Annotated in this window: 14 protein-coding genes; 4 read left to right on the top strand and 10 right to left on the bottom strand. The window is 65.0% G+C overall.

What is annotated here, in order from left to right; translation table 11 throughout:
- Positions 1-16: 16 nt before the first annotated feature.
- The 5 genes from FHU38_RS04175 to FHU38_RS04155 form a co-directional block, all read right to left on the bottom strand.
- Entirely contained in the window at positions 17-916 is a 900-nt protein-coding gene (locus FHU38_RS04175) for a type II secretion system F family protein (protein WP_208415549.1), read from the bottom strand.
- Positions 913-1806 carry a type II secretion system F family protein gene (locus tag FHU38_RS04170; protein ID WP_167166659.1) on the bottom strand — a complete coding sequence of 298 codons (894 nt, stop codon included), beginning with the start codon at positions 1804-1806 and terminating at the stop codon, positions 913-915. The genes FHU38_RS04175 and FHU38_RS04170 overlap by 4 nt, the downstream gene beginning before the upstream one ends.
- The gene (locus tag FHU38_RS04165; RefSeq protein ID WP_167166657.1) at positions 1803-3161 is read right to left on the bottom strand and encodes a CpaF family protein; all 1359 of its coding nucleotides are present in this window, start codon (positions 3159-3161) and stop codon (positions 1803-1805) included. Before FHU38_RS04165 ends, FHU38_RS04170 begins: the two co-directional genes overlap by 4 nt.
- 74 nt (positions 3162-3235) lie before the next feature.
- Positions 3236-4054 (bottom strand): chromosome partitioning protein, encoded by an 819-nt coding sequence (locus FHU38_RS04160; RefSeq protein WP_167166655.1) that lies wholly within the window; start codon positions 4052-4054, stop codon positions 3236-3238.
- Entirely contained in the window at positions 4054-4632 is a 579-nt protein-coding gene (locus FHU38_RS04155) for a hypothetical protein (RefSeq protein ID WP_167166653.1), read from the bottom strand. The genes FHU38_RS04160 and FHU38_RS04155 overlap by 1 nt, the downstream gene beginning before the upstream one ends.
- 401 nt (positions 4633-5033) lie before the next feature.
- Here FHU38_RS04155 and FHU38_RS04150 point away from each other — a divergent pair, with 401 nt between their 5' ends.
- Entirely contained in the window at positions 5034-5219 is a 186-nt protein-coding gene (locus FHU38_RS04150) for a hypothetical protein (RefSeq protein ID WP_167166651.1), read from the top strand.
- 643 nt (positions 5220-5862) lie between these two features.
- Here FHU38_RS04150 and FHU38_RS27155 read toward each other — a convergent pair.
- Positions 5863-6462 carry a hypothetical protein gene (locus FHU38_RS27155; protein ID WP_243852194.1) on the bottom strand — a complete coding sequence of 200 codons (600 nt, stop codon included), beginning with the start codon at positions 6460-6462 and terminating at the stop codon, positions 5863-5865.
- A gap of 357 nt (positions 6463-6819) precedes the next feature.
- Here FHU38_RS27155 and FHU38_RS04140 point away from each other — a divergent pair, with 357 nt between their 5' ends.
- The 3 genes from FHU38_RS04140 to FHU38_RS04130 all read left to right on the top strand — a co-directional run bounded on the left by FHU38_RS04140 (position 6820) and on the right by FHU38_RS04130 (position 10184).
- Positions 6820-7356 carry a prepilin peptidase gene (locus FHU38_RS04140; protein ID WP_167166648.1) on the top strand — a complete coding sequence of 179 codons (537 nt, stop codon included), beginning with the start codon at positions 6820-6822 and terminating at the stop codon, positions 7354-7356.
- A 528-nt stretch (positions 7357-7884) separates the two neighbouring features.
- Positions 7885-9174 (top strand): serine--tRNA ligase, encoded by a 1290-nt coding sequence (gene serS / locus FHU38_RS04135; protein WP_167166646.1) that lies wholly within the window; start codon positions 7885-7887, stop codon positions 9172-9174.
- A gap of 2 nt (positions 9175-9176) precedes the next feature.
- Positions 9177-10184: an aldo/keto reductase gene (locus tag FHU38_RS04130; RefSeq protein WP_167166644.1), complete on the top strand. Its 1008-nt coding sequence runs from the start codon at positions 9177-9179 to the stop codon at positions 10182-10184.
- On the opposite strand, the gene FHU38_RS04125 is transcribed toward FHU38_RS04130, so the two are convergent.
- Genes FHU38_RS04125 through FHU38_RS04110 form a run of 4 tightly spaced genes read right to left on the bottom strand, consistent with a single transcriptional unit; the run spans position 10154 to position 15048 of the window.
- A complete protein-coding gene (locus FHU38_RS04125; RefSeq protein ID WP_167166642.1) occupies positions 10154-11023 on the bottom strand; it encodes a TauD/TfdA family dioxygenase in 870 nt (289 codons plus the stop codon). The two genes, FHU38_RS04130 and FHU38_RS04125, sit on opposite strands and share 31 nt — an antisense overlap.
- A complete protein-coding gene (locus FHU38_RS04120) occupies positions 11020-12189 on the bottom strand; it encodes a M20 metallopeptidase family protein (RefSeq protein ID WP_279590210.1) in 1170 nt (389 codons plus the stop codon). Before FHU38_RS04120 ends, FHU38_RS04125 begins: the two co-directional genes overlap by 4 nt.
- A 53-nt stretch (positions 12190-12242) precedes the next feature.
- Positions 12243-13517 (bottom strand): radical SAM protein, encoded by a 1275-nt coding sequence (locus FHU38_RS04115; protein ID WP_167166638.1) that lies wholly within the window; start codon positions 13515-13517, stop codon positions 12243-12245.
- 37 nt (positions 13518-13554) lie between these two features.
- Positions 13555-15048 (bottom strand): radical SAM protein, encoded by a 1494-nt coding sequence (locus FHU38_RS04110; protein ID WP_167166636.1) that lies wholly within the window; start codon positions 15046-15048, stop codon positions 13555-13557.
- Between the last annotated feature and the right edge of the window lie 17 nt (positions 15049-15065).

The raw sequence follows: 15065 nt of genomic DNA, 5'->3' as shown, positions 1-15065 counted from the left end.
GCGGGTTCTCCTTGTCTCACAAGCTGCCGAGGACGGTGGCGATCGCCGGGTATCCGATGAACACCAAGAAGCCGGCGAAGAGGCAGATGACCGGCAACGACATGCGCTCGGTGGCGGCCTGTGCTTCGCCTTCGGCTTCGGTGAGCTCGTGTGTGCGCATCGCGCCAGCCTTGGCCGCGAGGCTGGCACGCACCTTGGCGCCCTCGGTTCCGGCAAGGGACACCGACGACGCGAGCTCGACGAGTTCGCGAACGTCGAGTTCCTCGCCGAGCTGGCGCAACGTGGCCCACGGCGTCGTCCGGGTCAGGCGTGCGGTGGTCAGTGCTCGCCGGATCTGGGCGAACGCCCAGCCTTGGCCGGTGCTGGCCGCATCGGTCAGCGCTCCATCCACCCCAGCGCCTCCGGCCAGGGAGACGCGGACGAGATTGAGGTACGCCGAGAGGGCATGACGAAACGACGTGCGTCTGCGCTCTGCTTGTTGGCGGACATCCAAGTCTGGCAACAGAAACCCACCCACTGCGCAGGCCAGGCCAGCGACGAAAGGAAATTCCCACGGCAGCGCAAGTCCCGCAGCCAGCAAGACGAGCTGGAGCGCGGTGGGCAGCAGCAGGCCGGCGACAGCGAGTACTGCCTTCTCGGCCAGGAGCGCGTCCGGGGAGCGCTCCAGCACCATCAGGTCGCGCCGTCGCTTCTGCCCTGGCAGGCCGAGCGCGGCGAGCGGGCGGACCGCGGGGCGTCCCACTCGTGCGGCCCAGCCACCGGCATCAGGGGTGGTGATGACCGGTTTGGGTTTCGGGGTGGCTCCTGCGGCAGCCAGCGCGCTGGCCAGCGATGGCCGCGGGGGAAGGAGCCAGACCAGCAGGACCCACAGACCCAGTCCGGTTCCTGCGCCGAGCAGGAGCGCTGTGGTGATCATCCGCCCACCTCCTGGCGTGCGACATCGGAGACGGTGAGGTTGGTCAAGAAGCGCTCCGGCACGGCCAGCCGGCTGATCTTGTCCAGCCACACGAACGCCAGTCCGAAGAGTCCGCCGACGACCAGCAGCATGAGTTGCCCGAAAACGCCGTCGTAGGGCGCGAGGTAGCCGCGGTTGAGGGCGACGAGACCGGTGGCGAACACCAGGGTCGTGGTGACGATGACGCGCACGCTGGTGCGCGTGCGGGCTCGGCCGGCTTCCACGCGCAGCCGCATGGAGACTTGCTCGCGTGCCTCGATGGCCAGTTCTCCCAGGAGATCCGCGAGCTGGCGGGCTTGGTGCTGGGAGGCGAGAACCAGTGCCGAGATCACCAGGTCGGCGGTGGGATCGTTGAGGTCGTCCGCCATGTCCTTGAGCGCGTCGGCCAGCCTGTCGCCGCGCTCGATCCGCACGGCGAGCTCGCGCACGTCATCGCGGATCGCCTCGGGCGTGGTGTCGACGGTGGCCAGAATCGCTTGTTCCAGTCCCGCGGCTGCTGCGAGCGTGTCGCGCAGCATCTCGGTCCAGGCGGCGATGGCCTCGATCCGTTGAACCCGGTACTCATGTTCTCGGTTGCCGCCCAGCACCCGGGGCAGCGCCCATGCGGCGAGCGCGACCAGGATGCCTCCCGCGACCCAGCCGGTGACCAACCCGGCGAGCAGGCCAGCGACAACGCTTGCGGCCAACCAGCGTGCCGAGGTCCGTTCCCGGTACCGCTGCCACCACGACATCCACCGGTTCGCGGGGCCAGGGGCAGCGGGTTCGCGGCCACGTATTCCGACTGCGATGAGGATCAGGCCGGCCGCGAAACCGGTGCCGAGGAGTCCGGCGAGAAGCGTGGTGATGCTCATGGTCGCCACCATCCGTCGGAGCGTTCGAACAACTCGGGGTCGAATCCGGCTTCGACCAGTCGTTCCACCGTGTCGGCGCGCAGGGGCACCCCGGGGATGGCGCGTCCGTCTGGGCCGGGCCGGTAGACCTCGTTGGAGATGACCTGTTTGTCATCGGCGTCAATGACTTCCCTGACGGAGCTGACCACGCGGGTTTTGTCGTCGCGCGCCTCGGCTAGGTGCACGACGAAGTGCAGCGCTGAGGCCACCAGGAGGTTGGTCGCCTCGAGGGGAAGCCGCTCGGCGCCTTGGGCGGCGTAGGAGGCGAGCTTCGTGAACGCACCTCGCGAGGTGGAGGCGTGCAGAGTGGCCATGCTGCCGTCATTGCCCTGCGACATCGCATTGCACATCGGCACCACTTCAGGGCCGCGGACCTCGCCGACGATGACGCGATCAGGGCTCATGCGCAGTGCCCAGCGGACGAGTTCGGCCTGCGAGATCGCGCCTTCTCCCTCCACGTTGGCTTCGCGAGCCTGCATGGCCTTCACGTCGGGATGCTGTGGATCGCGGTCGAGGCCGAGTTCGAAGTTGTCCTCGATGGTGATCAACCGTTCCTGGGGCGGGATCGTCGACGCCAAGCCACGGAGCATGGTTGTCTTGCCAATCGCGGTCCCGCCGCAGACCAGCACGTTGAGTCGGGCGCGCACCATCGCGGCGAGCAGCGCTTCCAGACCGGCGTCGATGGTGCCGAGCTCTCGGAGCCTGGCCAAGGTGACGCGTTGAAAGCGGTGTCGGCGGATCGATACTGATGGGCGTTCGGTGACGGCCATGACCGCGAACATCCGCGAGCCGTCCGGCAGTTCGACACTGACACTGGGCGAGCCGCGGTCGAATCGCCGCTCCTCGACCCCGCTCCGTGTCGCCAGAGAGCGCACCAGGTCGATCAGTTCGTCGTCTGAGGCGGCCACGGGCGGCATCTGGGCGCGCTCCCCGTTGGCATAGCGCACGAACACACGGTCGCAGCCGTTGACGTTGATGTTCTCGATGTTCGGGTCCGCCAGGAGCGGTTGCAGGCCGGCCATGCCGAAGACGTCATCCAGGACCGAGGCGATGACTCGCTGTTCCACTCCGTCAGGGACGAGGGTGGACGTACTGGGGTTCGCCAGCTGTTCGGCCGCGTAGGCGTCTGCTTCGTCGGTGGCCAGTTTCTCTGCCAGGTTGCGGCGACCCACGTGGTCCAGGGGTGGGCGACCGGCTTGCTCGTCCGCCCGGATGCGTTCGGCCAGCCCAGCCGATACCGCCTGGCGCAGCCGAGCCCGCAATGCCTCGGCGCCGGGGTGCTCCACCTGCGGCTGGGCATGTCCGTTTTCCGACATACCAAGTCGCGTATCCGGCGACGTGTTGCCACCAAAGTCAGGAAAAGCCCCGTTTCGGCTGTGTGGTTGTGAGGTCACGGTGGCACCACCCCATCTCCGGTAAGTTGTCCAGAGCTCGCGACAGTCAGCTGTGGCTGCGACGTCAACGCGGATTGGCCATTCCGACCTGAACTGGCCTCACCTCGACTTGCCTGGTGGGTCACTGCGCGAGCAAGCCGCTCTGCAGCGCGGCCAAGGACGGAGCGATCCGGCCCCCGTCCTGATGAGCGTCCACACAGGACATCCGCGCCCCGAGGATCGTCGGGCAGCGTGGCCATGACCGGAACCTGGAGTTCGCGCTCGACTTCGGCCTTGCCGTACCCGGAACCGACCAGTACCAGCCCCGGCATCCGCGTCCAGGTCGGCACCGCGCCGAGCAGCGTCGCCACATGGGACAGTTCTTCGGCTCGCGGCCGGGCCAGCACCAGCAACGCATCCGCACCGCGCACCACCGGCAATGCCGGGGACGAGGCGTCCAACCGGCCAGCATCAACGAGCACGGCAGTCGCCGGTCCCTGCGCTGCGGAGCGCACCGCCTGAGCTCCGCGAGCAGCCAGCACGCCCAGCGCGGCCCGCGCTTGGTCGGCCGCCACAGGTCCGACCACGACAGGCAGCCCTCCCGGCAGCATCTGGCAGTGCTCATGCACCAAGCTGCGATGCGGGTCGCGCCGGGATGCGGCAGCCAGCGAGACCAGGCCAGGACTGGCGGACAGGCGGAAACGTGCTGCGAGGTCGCCTCCGGACGGATCAGCTTCGATCAGAACGGGGTCGCCGTCAGGCCACCGTGCGGCGAGGGCCAGCGCCGTGGTGGTGACGCCAGGGGAACCCTTCACCGAGCAGAGTCCTACGAGCATTACTGGCCTCCCGCGGGGACAGCCACCAGCGAAAGCTGGCCAGGTGGGATCGCCGCGACTTGACGCGCGCTGGTGGTCGGCAATTGGAGGGAGACCACAGTGGACTGATCGTTGGCCTGCGCGGACACACTGGTCACCACTGCCGACCACGGACCGCCCGATGCCGTTTGACCGGCGCCGGTGCTGCTGTTGGGCACCACGATCACCGACACTGTGGTTCCAGGGGCAATCTCGGGTGGGAATTGACCCGGTTTCACTCCGACCGCGACCACACCCTGCCCAGCGGGAGGAACCTGGGGCTGGCCCAGCGCCGAGCGCGACAGCAGCGCGCCGCTGGGAAGGGAGTACGCCACAGGCTGCCCGAGCACCGCTTGGGCTTGGCTAGCGGGAATGACGTCCGCGCCGGAATCGGCCGACAGTGGGACCTGCCGAAGGTCCTGCGCGGTGAGAATGTGCCCCACGCTGACCGGACGTGTCAGTGCAAGCATCGGCTCACGGTTGCCCACTTGCATCACGGTCAGGACCGCGCCCGCCGCGCACATGACGACCAGCAGCAACCCGATCACGAGATATGGCACACGCCGGCGACGTCCGCTGCCGGTGAACCGCGTAGGCGCACCGGGCTTACGCCCCGCCCACGACCGCGACGGCGTCGGCGGCCCCTGGGCAGGCTCCTGAGTGGACACTGGTGTGGGCATGGCAGCGACCTCCAGGCAAGGGAGTACCTCGCACCCCACTCTCGCTTGGAAATGCGGGGCGCTCGCTTGATCGAATTCGTTTTTTGGCTCTACAGCACGGGAATCGGGCTTAGTTCGTGTTCACTGCCTGCGATTCCGCTACTGCGAACGACGCGCTCGACGTCGTGGTCAGGCTCGGGAACGTCCCGCCCTGGCCGGCTCCGGCCCAAGTCACCGTCCAGTGGATTGTGGCCGAGACTGGAAACTGGTTATTGGGTTGGCCTTGCGAGGAGCGCGTGTAGGTGTGGCCGCAATCGGGCGAGGCCGCCGACGGATTGCCACCCGTCGGGAACGGAGTTCCCGCCCCGGGGCACGTCACGGTGGAACCGTCACCCATCGACCAGGTCACCGACTGGGGCGTTGCCGTGGCAGTCACCGACACCCCCGGAACTGACGCGGTGGCCGACCGCGGGCCCCAACTGGACTGATCCAGCCATAGCCAGGTCGGAAGGTTGACCAACTGCGTCCCCACGGGGTTCGCACGAATCTGAGGCGACGGTAGTCGCAACTGGTTGTACGCCTGCTGCGCCAACTGCTCCGGCGAGGGAGCCGCAGCCTGCCCGTCAGGAATCCAGATCGGCGGTCGGTAAAGCGCATCCCGCCACCCCTCACCGGAACACTGATACACGTACCAAGCCCCCGGCTGCCCAGGCGGTGGCTGCTGCTGCACGGGTCGCGCTATCGCCGGCGCCGTAGTCGCCCGGTAGAGAGCGGGCGTCACCGTGACCGCGCCGCCGCTGCGAGGCGGGTGGTAGCCAATTGTCACTGTGCCCTGGCTCGGTGGCCGGTAGTCGCTTCGTACATAGCCGCAGTTGGCCAGGTTCGGGTCCCCCACAATCTGGTCGCCCTGCGGCCTCGGGGTCGAGGGATCGCCGTCGTCTTCCTGGCCAGAGCCCGGTTGCTGCGGTCGCGAAGGCTGCCCAGGTTGGCGACCTTGTCCGGCGCCCAAATCGCATCCAGCGTAGGGCACCTGATCACAATCGACACCGCCCCACGGATCACCCGCGAACGCTGGGGTTGCACCGAGGAGAAGCATGGTGGACACCGCACCGGTTGTGATGATCGTTCGCCTCAGCATGACCCGAGTCCTTCCACCGCGAACCGATCAACCTTCCAGCTCCCGTCCGCCTGCTTCTTCACCTCCGCCACGATGGAACGTCGCCCGCCAGGCGAGTTATCAACGGGCTCGTTCGTTCCTTCCTTGTACTGCAACCAGTTCGTCGAGTCCCCGCAGTCATTGATCCGGACTGTGCTCGGGTTATTCGGCGGATCTACCGCGGACACCGTGGGGTTGTTCTTGGGCCTGCCTCGACTCACCACATGGTTGAAGTGATCGGCGTACAAGCTGCGCGTGATCGTGGTCAGAGCGTTACCGGTCGCATACTGCGCTAGCTCAGGCGCCTGCCAGTTCGATGTCTCGCCCGCACGGGCCATCGCCTGCCACATGCCGACGTATGCCTCGGTCGCCTGCTGGCCTGCCACTTCGGCAGGTGACTTCGTCGGCGACGGTGCCGGCGGTGAAGCGTCAGCGCTCGGCGCATTGCTGGCCTTCGAGGCCGGCGCACCCGAGTCCCCCGACTCGCACGCCAGCGTCCCCGCAAGGCAAACGATTACCAGACCAGACAGAGCGCCCCAGCGCCGTAGATTTGCTGGGCTCATCAGCGCATGCATGCGACCCCCAGTCAGGTGTTCCTCTCGTCACTTGATCGAAGCACCTGACCACGTGTACCTCTGGTCCCCCAGGTCACATCAACGAGACCTGGGCACAAATCCACAACTGGAGCGTTTCGGCACCAGAAATTCACCCGTTTGGCCTAGCGACAGACGGCCAAGTGGCCCTGGTGGACCAGCCGCCCCTAGCGTTTGGACACGCAAACGGACTCGCTACGAGACGTGTCGGACCAACTACGCCGTTCGGGGGAGATCATCATTACAGCAATCTCCGCACCCGCCACATGGGCGATAGTCGGCGCGCTCGCGAGCGCGCTCACCTGGCTGGCTACGTGGCGTAACGAGTCGTGCCTACCGATGTGGCAAACGATCACCCAACTCGCTCTTACGACCAGCTTGTTTCCGCTGCTCGCGTTGCGATGGGATGGGCAACCAGAACTCTTCGTTGTGAGCGCACTCACGGTCACGGCTGTTCCACTGGCAGTTATCGATGCTCGCACAGGCAAGCTCCCGAACTGGCTCATGCTCACTGCCTATATCGGCGTTGCCAGCACCGCCGTGGTGAGCACGTTTGTCAATCAAACCCCTGCGATGGTGGTACGCGCACTCACTGGCATGCTGATCATTCTGGCGTTCTACGGCACGCTCTACGCTCTCTTCCCAGGTCAGCTCGGTGGTGGAGACGTCAAGTTGGGCGGCCTGCTGGGGTTCGCGTTGTGCTCGGCTGGCTGGAGCACGTTGCTCACCGGAACGCTGTTCGGGTGGGGCCTCGCCGCGGTTGCCCAGCTGATCCTGCGCGCTGCCGGCCGACTCCCGCGCGATACGTCGCTGCGGGTCGGCCCATTTCTGATCGCAGGAGCCTTCGTAGCTCTGCTCACCGGTACCATCGTGTAGCTACAACCAGTAACCTTCAACCGCCCATGACCCGTTCCACGATGGTTGGACACGACGCGCAACCAGTGCAGTGCAATGCTTCCGGCTCGGAGTCCCATATCCATGATCAGGAGTGAGGCCCGCGTGCTCGCGGGAGGCATTCTGAGGCGAGGTCTTCAGTCTCGCTGCTGCCTGTTTTGCCTGGTCAGCGTCATCAGGGGCCCCAGTAGGCCGACGCGCACCCGTGGGGTGCGCAGCCGCGTTTCAAAGCCCACGAGCCAGGACGCCATGGTCCCATCTTGGCCAGTAATGCCGACCGTCATCCCTCGATCAACCGACGTGCAGGCCCATGTCCTGCGGTGAACCGGCTGAACAGGTATCCCGCCAGGAGCCCCGTGCGGGCACATGGCAAAATCTAAAGTGATACGAAGCATAGCCTGGTGACTTCCCGGCGGCAGGTTGTCACGCAGGGTGATGGCTGTTTCATGGGTTGGGCGGGGATCATCAGTACCCGCAGCCGGAGCTCCGGCACTTACGCAGGAGGAGATCTTGATCGACCTAGACTTGCTGCTGAACCACACGGATTCGGTCGCTGAGCGTCTTGCTGGCAAGAAGGTTGATCGATCTCTGGTGCTGAGTGCTCGTGACGCGGTGCTTGACCGGCGAGCGATCAACGCGAAGCTGGACACGAAGCGTGCCGAGATGAATCGGCGCTCTAAGGACTTCGGTCGTCTGATGGCCCAGAATGCCGCGAACGTCGACGAGGAGCGGGCAGCGCTCGCCGAGCTCAAGACGGACATCGCGGACCTAGAGGAGCAACTTCGCAAAGCCATCGAGACGGCTGACGAGCTGCTGTACCAGTTGCCCAACCTGCCTCATCCGGCCGTGCCGGTCGGGCTGGAGGAAGAAGACAACGTCATCCTCCGGTACGAGGGTCCAGAGGCCAGCCAGCGCACGGATACCCGACCGCATTGGGAGATCGCCGACGAGCTGGGGCTGCTTGATCTCAAGCGCGCGGCCAAGCTGAGCGGGTCAGGGTTCCCAGTACTGTACGGGGACGGGTCACGACTGCTGCGCGCGCTGGTGCAGTTCGCGTTGGACCTGCACCGCGACCGGTACCTGGAGCTCGTCGTGCCGCATTTCGTGCGGCGGGAAACGCCGATGGCCACCGGGCACCTGCCGAAGTTCGCCGACGATATGTACAACACGACGCTGGATGACCTCTGGGCGGTGCCGACCGGCGAGTTGCCGCTGACCGGGCTGCATCGGGACGAGATCCTTAGCGTGGAGGACCTCCCTAAGCGGTACATGACCTACACCGCATGCTTCCGGCGCGAGGCGGGCAGTGCCGGCAAGGACACTCGAGGGATGCAGCGGTTGCACGAGTTCCACAAGGTGGAGTTGGTGCAGCTGTGTCACCCGGACGAGGTGGAGGACCAGTTCTTCGAGTTGCTGGCGGACTGCGAGCGCGCGCTCCAGTTGTTGGAGCTGCCGTACAGGGTGGTGGACCTGTGCACCGGTGACTTGACCTTCTCCTCGGCCCGGATCTATGACCTTGAGGTATACGCGCCGGGGCTGGACAAGTGGCTGGAGTGCTCGTCCGTCGGCAACTTCACGGACTTCCAGGCTCGCCGTGGCGGCATCCGCTACCGGCGGCCCGAAGGTGGGACTGCGCCGGTGAACACGCTGAACGGCTCCGCTATAGCCACGCCACGGGTGTGGTCGGCGATCCTGGAGCACGGGCTGCAACCAGACGGCACCGTGCGCGTACCTGACGTGCTTGTGCCCTACGTCGGTAAGGACACACTGACACGCGACGAGCGGGCGCCCCGCTCGTAACAGTGCAGTACCGCTCGGTCGGCATCCACGACCTGAGGGTCAGCGCCATTGCTTACGGCAACTGGCTAACCCATGGGGGTTACGCCGATGCCTCGACTGCTGCGGAATGCATCGCAACGGCGCTCGATGTCGGCATCACCATGTTCGACACGGCCGATATCTATGCGGACGGCCGTGCCGAGGAGATTCTCGGCACGGCACTGTCCGCTGTTCGTCGCGATTCCGTGGTCGTCTCGACCAAGGTGGGGCTTCGTCCCGGTCGGCCAGGTCATGACAAGGATCTCTCGCGCCAGCACGTGCTTACGAGCTGCCATCGCTCCCTGCGACGCCTGCGCACCGACTACATCGATCTGTACCAGGCGCACCGCTTCGACGACGAGACGCCGTTAGAGGAGACGATTGGAGCATTGGCGGAGCTTGTCCGGCGAGGAGACGTCCGGCATGTCGGTGTCTCAGAGTGGACGGCCAGCCAGTTGCGCGCGGGCCAGGCGATTGCCGAGAGCTTGGGGATCGGCCTGGTGTCCAATCAGGCGCAATATTCCATGTTGTGGAGAGTTATTGAGCCAGCGGTGATACCGGCGAGTACAGAGCTCGGAATGACGCAGGTCGCTTTCTCACCGCTTGCCCAAGGTGTGCTCACGGGCAAGTACTTGCCTCGGGTGCCATGGCCCGAGCGGTCTCGCGCCACGGCAGTTCGTGCCTCCTCGATTACCCGGTGCCTGTCCAACGACGTACTAGAGCGGGTACAGCGACTTCGACCGATCGCCGACTCGCTTGGCGTGACCCTGGCGCAACTGGGCGTGGCATGGGTCCTCCAACAGCCTGGAGTCGCAGCAGCCGTTGTCGGTGCGTCAAACTCCAGCCAGCTCCGGGAGACTGCCGCGGCTGCCGAGGTTGTGCTTGACCTCGAAGTGATGCGCAAGATCGACGAGACTCTTGGTGACATTGTTGACCGCGACCCGGCGAAAGCCGGCAAGACTTACGACGTGATGGCGCGGTGGCGTGCCTGACCGTCCAGCCTGTCTGGTAGCTGCCAGAAAATCTTCGTCCTGAGCAGGAGACGCCGGCGATCGGGGTCGGAAAGCTCGCCTCGTCGATGTAGGCAACGAGCGTTGTCGAACAGCAGGCTGTCGCCAGGATCGAGAACGGCGGACTGGTCCGGTGCCAGTCGGTCGATGAGATCCGCGAACCGACGCGCAGATTCTCGAATGCGGTCGTCCGTGGCGTTCAGCAGCGCCGCACGCATGAATCGGATTCGCTGCGGGGTGATAATCACGTCGCTCGCGTGGCCGCCACCGAGCTCGGCGTCGAGCGGCCACGCGAAGTCCGCACCCGCCAAGGTGGTCAGGGTGGCCTCGTCGATCGCCGTGCGCTGGACGGTGTCGAGCGTCAGGAGATCGGTTGCGCCGCCGGTCACTGCGGGCTTCAGACAAGTCAACGCCGTGACGTCGTTGGGCTGAGGCCAGCCGGTGCTGTCGGTATGCCACTCCAGATCTGGCGTCCACTCGGGCTTGTGGGGGATCTCCTGCAACACACGTGACCAGGAAGCGCGGTAGGGATCGGCCAACCAGCCAACGGCAGTTCCGAGCGCCGCCAACAATGCTGGGCTCGGGCGGCCGATAGGTGAGCGGACAACGACCCACAGCTGCGCACGTATGGTGCCGCGAATGTTCTTCACTAGCTCTGACCAGGTGGTTCCGAGATGGGTGGCCCACCGCTGACGCAGCCCCTCCTGGATATCCGGCTCGCGGAGTTGGGCGTCGTCGATCCGTTGATCTGTCCAGATCTTCTCGATGGCCTCGACGGCCTCAGCGGAGATGACCAGAGTGTTCGACTGGTCGCCAGTCATGGGTTGACCACCGAGCCGAAATCCTGCCGTGCAAGCAGTTCCAGGACATCCACCACCGGCAGCAGTGCCTCCTCACGGAAGTCGAACTTCGGGTCGTGGAGGTCGGCTTGATCATTACCCGTCCCGCAGCCGACCAGAAACAGCGCGCCTGGCACATGTTCCAAATAGCAGCCGAAGTCGTCGCTGACGCCGAGCGGCGCTTGCGGGTAGTTGGCTGCCACATTGAGCCCCACCTTCTCGCACGCGCTGGCCACATTGTTCACCGCCGATGCCGCATTGGGGACCAGGGGGCGGACGTCGTTCTCGACACAGACGTTTACCGCGACGCCGGTTTCGGCGGTGACATCCTCCGCAATCTGACGCAGGTCTTTCTCGCAACGGACGCGAGCGTCGTGATCGAGCCATCTCATTGTCGCCCTCACCGATCCGCTGGAAGCCGGCTGGTTGGGCGCCTCGCCAGCCTGCGCCATACCGACATGGACCACGACTGGCCGCTCGGAGGTCGGACATCGTCCGGCAGGTACCACTCGCTCGACCATGCTGCAGAAGCGGTTCACCGCGTTCAGCGCATCGCCTGCCCCAGCATCGACCCGCGTCCCGTGCGAGCGGCCTTGGACAGCTCGGAAGGTAGCCGTGACGCCCGAGATGCCAGGCATGAGAGCACCCGTCCTAAGGCCGATAGTGTCTTCCGGGAGTTCGGGCCACAGGTGCAGGCCATACATCTGATCGGCTGGCCAGGTGCCTGGTCCAAGCCCCTCGATCACCCGGCGGGCACCGCTGGGATGGACTTCCTCGGCCTGTTGGAAGATCAGGAGCACTGGGTCGATTGGCTGGCGGCGCGCCAGTCGGCGAGCCAGAACGACTAACGCCGCCGTGTGCCCGTCGTGTCCGCAGGCATGCATGACACCGGGTCGCTCTGACGCAAAGGGCAGCTCTGTCTCCTCGGTACGAGCGATGGCGTCCAGGTCAGCCCTGAATGCGACGGTTGGGCGGCCACGTGGTCCGAGGCTGACGGCCAGGCTGGTCGGTGCGGGCCGGGAGAATCGAAGGCCGAACCCACCGAGGACACCTTCTAGGAAGGCTGACGTTCGGTGTTCCTCATGACCCAACTCAGGCCATTGGTGCATGGTCCGGCGTATCCACCTGAGCAACTCAAGATCACTCATCGCCGGCTCAAGTTCTGACATCACAGATCGTTCTCCCGTCATGACGATCCGTTTCAGAGGAAGAACGAATGCTCGGGCACAGGCAGGACGCGCCGAAGGTCCTCTGCCCAGCGCGCGACCTCGTTAAGTCGGTCACTGCGGCGGAAGGTCTCGACTTGACGGAAGGCCCGGTTGAGATGGTGCCCGCGGCCATTTTCCGGGCATCGGGTGGAAGGGCACCGCCCTCGGCGTACCTCTCCGAGCACCGCGCGCCTCCTGTCGCTTGCCCAGATGTCGGTCAGCGAGTCGTTGGCGATGTTGCCGATGTAGAAGCCGGGATCTCCGTACAGGTCGGAACATGGCAGCATGTCGCCGGATGGAGTGACCTCGCCAAACCAGCCCGCGGCCAGGCAACCGAGGTCGTCATCCGGCATGGCGTCGACCACGCCCACCGAGGCATCTGGGACGACCACCTCGATCCCCGCATCGGCAAGAAGCCGACGGGTCTCGGAGCCGGGGGCCGCCTCGCGCAGGAACGCGTCCACGGTTGCACGGTCGACATCAACTTGTGCGCCGACGATTGGGAAGGCAGGTCTCATGATCACGTAGTCGATGCGCCCGTCCCGTTCGCCTGTACACAAGCCACTGAGGAAGCGTGCCGTAGGCAGGATGTCGTCCGCGTTGTTGCGGTCAACCACGATGGATACGCCGACCAGCGTCCGGGATCGCTCCTCGGCGCGCAGTTCGGCGAGAAGCGCCAGGTTGTCCAGCACGCGCTGCCAGTGCGGGCGGCGGGGGTCGTAATCGTGGTGCCGCTGGTGTACCTCCGGCGTGACGGCGTTGAGACTGACCCGGATGAACACCAAGTCGGAATCAAACAGGGACGCGGCCTGATCAGGCCGGAACAGGCTGCCGTTGGTGAACAAGCACTGGTTAACACCGCGCTCGTGAGCACGCGCGGCCGCAGGGTAGAGCAGCGGGTTCATGGTCGGCTCGCCACCGACCCACATCACCTCGACACCGTGGTCGGCAAGGTGGTCTACGACCCGCTCCAGCCGGGGCATTCGCATTACGGTGAGCGGGGTCGAGCGTGGATGCCGGAATACGTCGTCCTCGGACCACTCTTCACGAGCGCTGCGACAGCTGCACCATGGGCAGGCGAAGTTGCAGAGGAACGTCGGGCTGAGCTCGACGTGCAGCGGAACGACCTCGTGGTAGCGGCCGGCCAAGACCAGATCGAATCGATCCTGCCAGAACACCCATTGGCCCGCCTCTGCTCGCTGGCTGCTGAACTCGGCAGCACTGCCCCAGCGACCGACCTGCTCGGGCAGCGGCCACCGTTCGGACATCGACAGATCCGCTGGGGTCACCGACACCAACCCGGCCCTACACGAAGAAGGAATGGCCGAGGGGATAGGTCACTTCGCGGAGGTCGTCGACCCATTGGCGTACCTCATTCATCCGGCCGGCTCGGCGGAATGACTCGATCTGGTGGAAGATTCGATTGTGGTGATGGCCACGGGAGTTGTGCGGGCACGTTGTCTGGAAGCACTTGGACTCGTTGATTTCGGCCAGCACCTTCCGGCGGCGTTCCGAGGTCAAGATTTCGTCCAAGTCGTTGTCGAACAGGTTTCCTATGGTGTACTTAGGGTTTCCGTAGGAATCAGAGCACAGCTGCACATCGCCGTTGTGTCGGATCTCGCCATAGAGGCCATAAGCCAGACACTCGGACCCCTCGTAAGACTCCGGTGGCGGTGGCTCGTCGAACGAGTCCTTAATCAACACGAGCGGAATGCCCAGGTCATGGAAGATCTGCCAGGCTTCACCTCCTTCGTTGACGAGGTCCATGCCGCGTTGTTTGGTATCGTCTTTAAGACGCGCCCACTCGTGATCGAAGTGCTTGTAGTTCATGACCGGCCGGGCGATGACATAGTCGATGCCGGGTCCGGCGTCGTCGACGACAGCCCGGACTTCCTTGGCCGCCTCCACGATGTCGTCCATGTTGCGCTCGTCGACGATCAGCGAGATTCCCACCAACGTCCTGGCACCGAGTTCTAGCTTCCGGCGCGCCAGGTCACGCATGTTTTGCCGTACACGGTCGAAGTCGTCGCGCCCACGCGGATAGCCGTGGAACTTCCGGTATGCCTCTTCGGTGCCGCAGTTAAGGCTGATCCGGACGAGAATAGGGTCTGTCGCGAGGCAGTTGTCGACATCGAGGTGCACACCGTTGGTGAGGAAGCTTGACGTGATGCCTCGCTCGCGGGCGTACGCCATCGCTGTGTAGGTGTACGGGTTGGCGGTCGGGTCTCCACCGCCCCAGATGATCCCCATCTGATCGTCGACCATATTGGCGGCCAATTGATCGATGACCCGGCGTAGGCCGTCTGGGTGCATCGTGTTTTTCTTCTCGATGGGTGTGTTGTGGTCCCAAGTACCGCCCTCAACCCACTTGGTGCGAGTAACCCGCCGGCTGCAATGTGGGCACATAAAATTACACACCAGCGTAAAGATGCCTTCGTAATGAGCTGGAGGCACGTCGTGATAGCGGCCCTCAAGAATGAGGTCAGTACGGGTTTTCCAGTGGACCCACTGCGCCATAAACTTCGGAGCCTTTTTGAACTCCGACCAGGTACCATACTTACCGACCCTGTCCGGGATCGGGTAAGCTTTGCGTCCAGCAATCTTTGGCAGTACGGCGCCCGGATAGGGTTGGAGCGGCTCAATCAGCTCCTCGTTGCTGAAGAGTGTCTCGTGGTCGTTCACTTGGTAGGTTTGGTGCCCGTCCACGACGGGGCCGGCTTGTAGCGCGTCCATTTCTCCCGCTGGAAAAATCGGCAACAGACGGCGCTCGGTATTCTCTTGCGGCCCCACGGTTGTCATCGTGTCTCCCTGATCAT

The sequence above is a fragment of the Saccharomonospora amisosensis genome, from assembly GCF_011761185.1.
In the GTDB taxonomy this organism is placed as follows: domain Bacteria; phylum Actinomycetota; class Actinomycetes; order Mycobacteriales; family Pseudonocardiaceae; genus Saccharomonospora_A; species Saccharomonospora_A amisosensis.
Note: the sequence above shows the minus strand (reverse complement) of the source record. Positions and strands in the feature narration are given on the sequence as shown.

What these genes read in the sequence shown, in the direction of transcription:
- FHU38_RS27155 (WP_243852194.1), bottom strand. Translation starts at nt 6,462, where the DNA reads ATGCATGCGCTGATGAGCCCAGCAAATCTACGGCGCTGGGGCGCTCTG.
- FHU38_RS04110 (WP_167166636.1), bottom strand. Translation starts at nt 15,048, where the DNA reads ATGACAACCGTGGGGCCGCAAGAGAATACCGAGCGCCGTCTGTTGCCG.
- FHU38_RS04170 (WP_167166659.1), bottom strand. Translation starts at nt 1,806, where the DNA reads ATGAGCATCACCACGCTTCTCGCCGGACTCCTCGGCACCGGTTTCGCG.
- FHU38_RS04160 (WP_167166655.1), bottom strand. Translation starts at nt 4,054, where the DNA reads ATGCTCGTAGGACTCTGCTCGGTGAAGGGTTCCCCTGGCGTCACCACC.
- FHU38_RS04125 (WP_167166642.1), bottom strand. Translation starts at nt 11,023, where the DNA reads ATGACTGGCGACCAGTCGAACACTCTGGTCATCTCCGCTGAGGCCGTC.
- FHU38_RS04165 (WP_167166657.1), bottom strand. Translation starts at nt 3,161, where the DNA reads ATGTCGGAAAACGGACATGCCCAGCCGCAGGTGGAGCACCCCGGCGCC.
- FHU38_RS04175 (WP_208415549.1), bottom strand. Translation starts at nt 916, where the DNA reads ATGATCACCACAGCGCTCCTGCTCGGCGCAGGAACCGGACTGGGTCTG.
- FHU38_RS04115 (WP_167166638.1), bottom strand. Translation starts at nt 13,517, where the DNA reads ATGTCCGAACGGTGGCCGCTGCCCGAGCAGGTCGGTCGCTGGGGCAGT.
- FHU38_RS04120 (WP_279590210.1), bottom strand. Translation starts at nt 12,189, where the DNA reads ATGAGTGATCTTGAGTTGCTCAGGTGGATACGCCGGACCATGCACCAA.
- FHU38_RS04140 (WP_167166648.1), top strand. Translation starts at nt 6,820, where the DNA reads ATGTGGCAAACGATCACCCAACTCGCTCTTACGACCAGCTTGTTTCCG.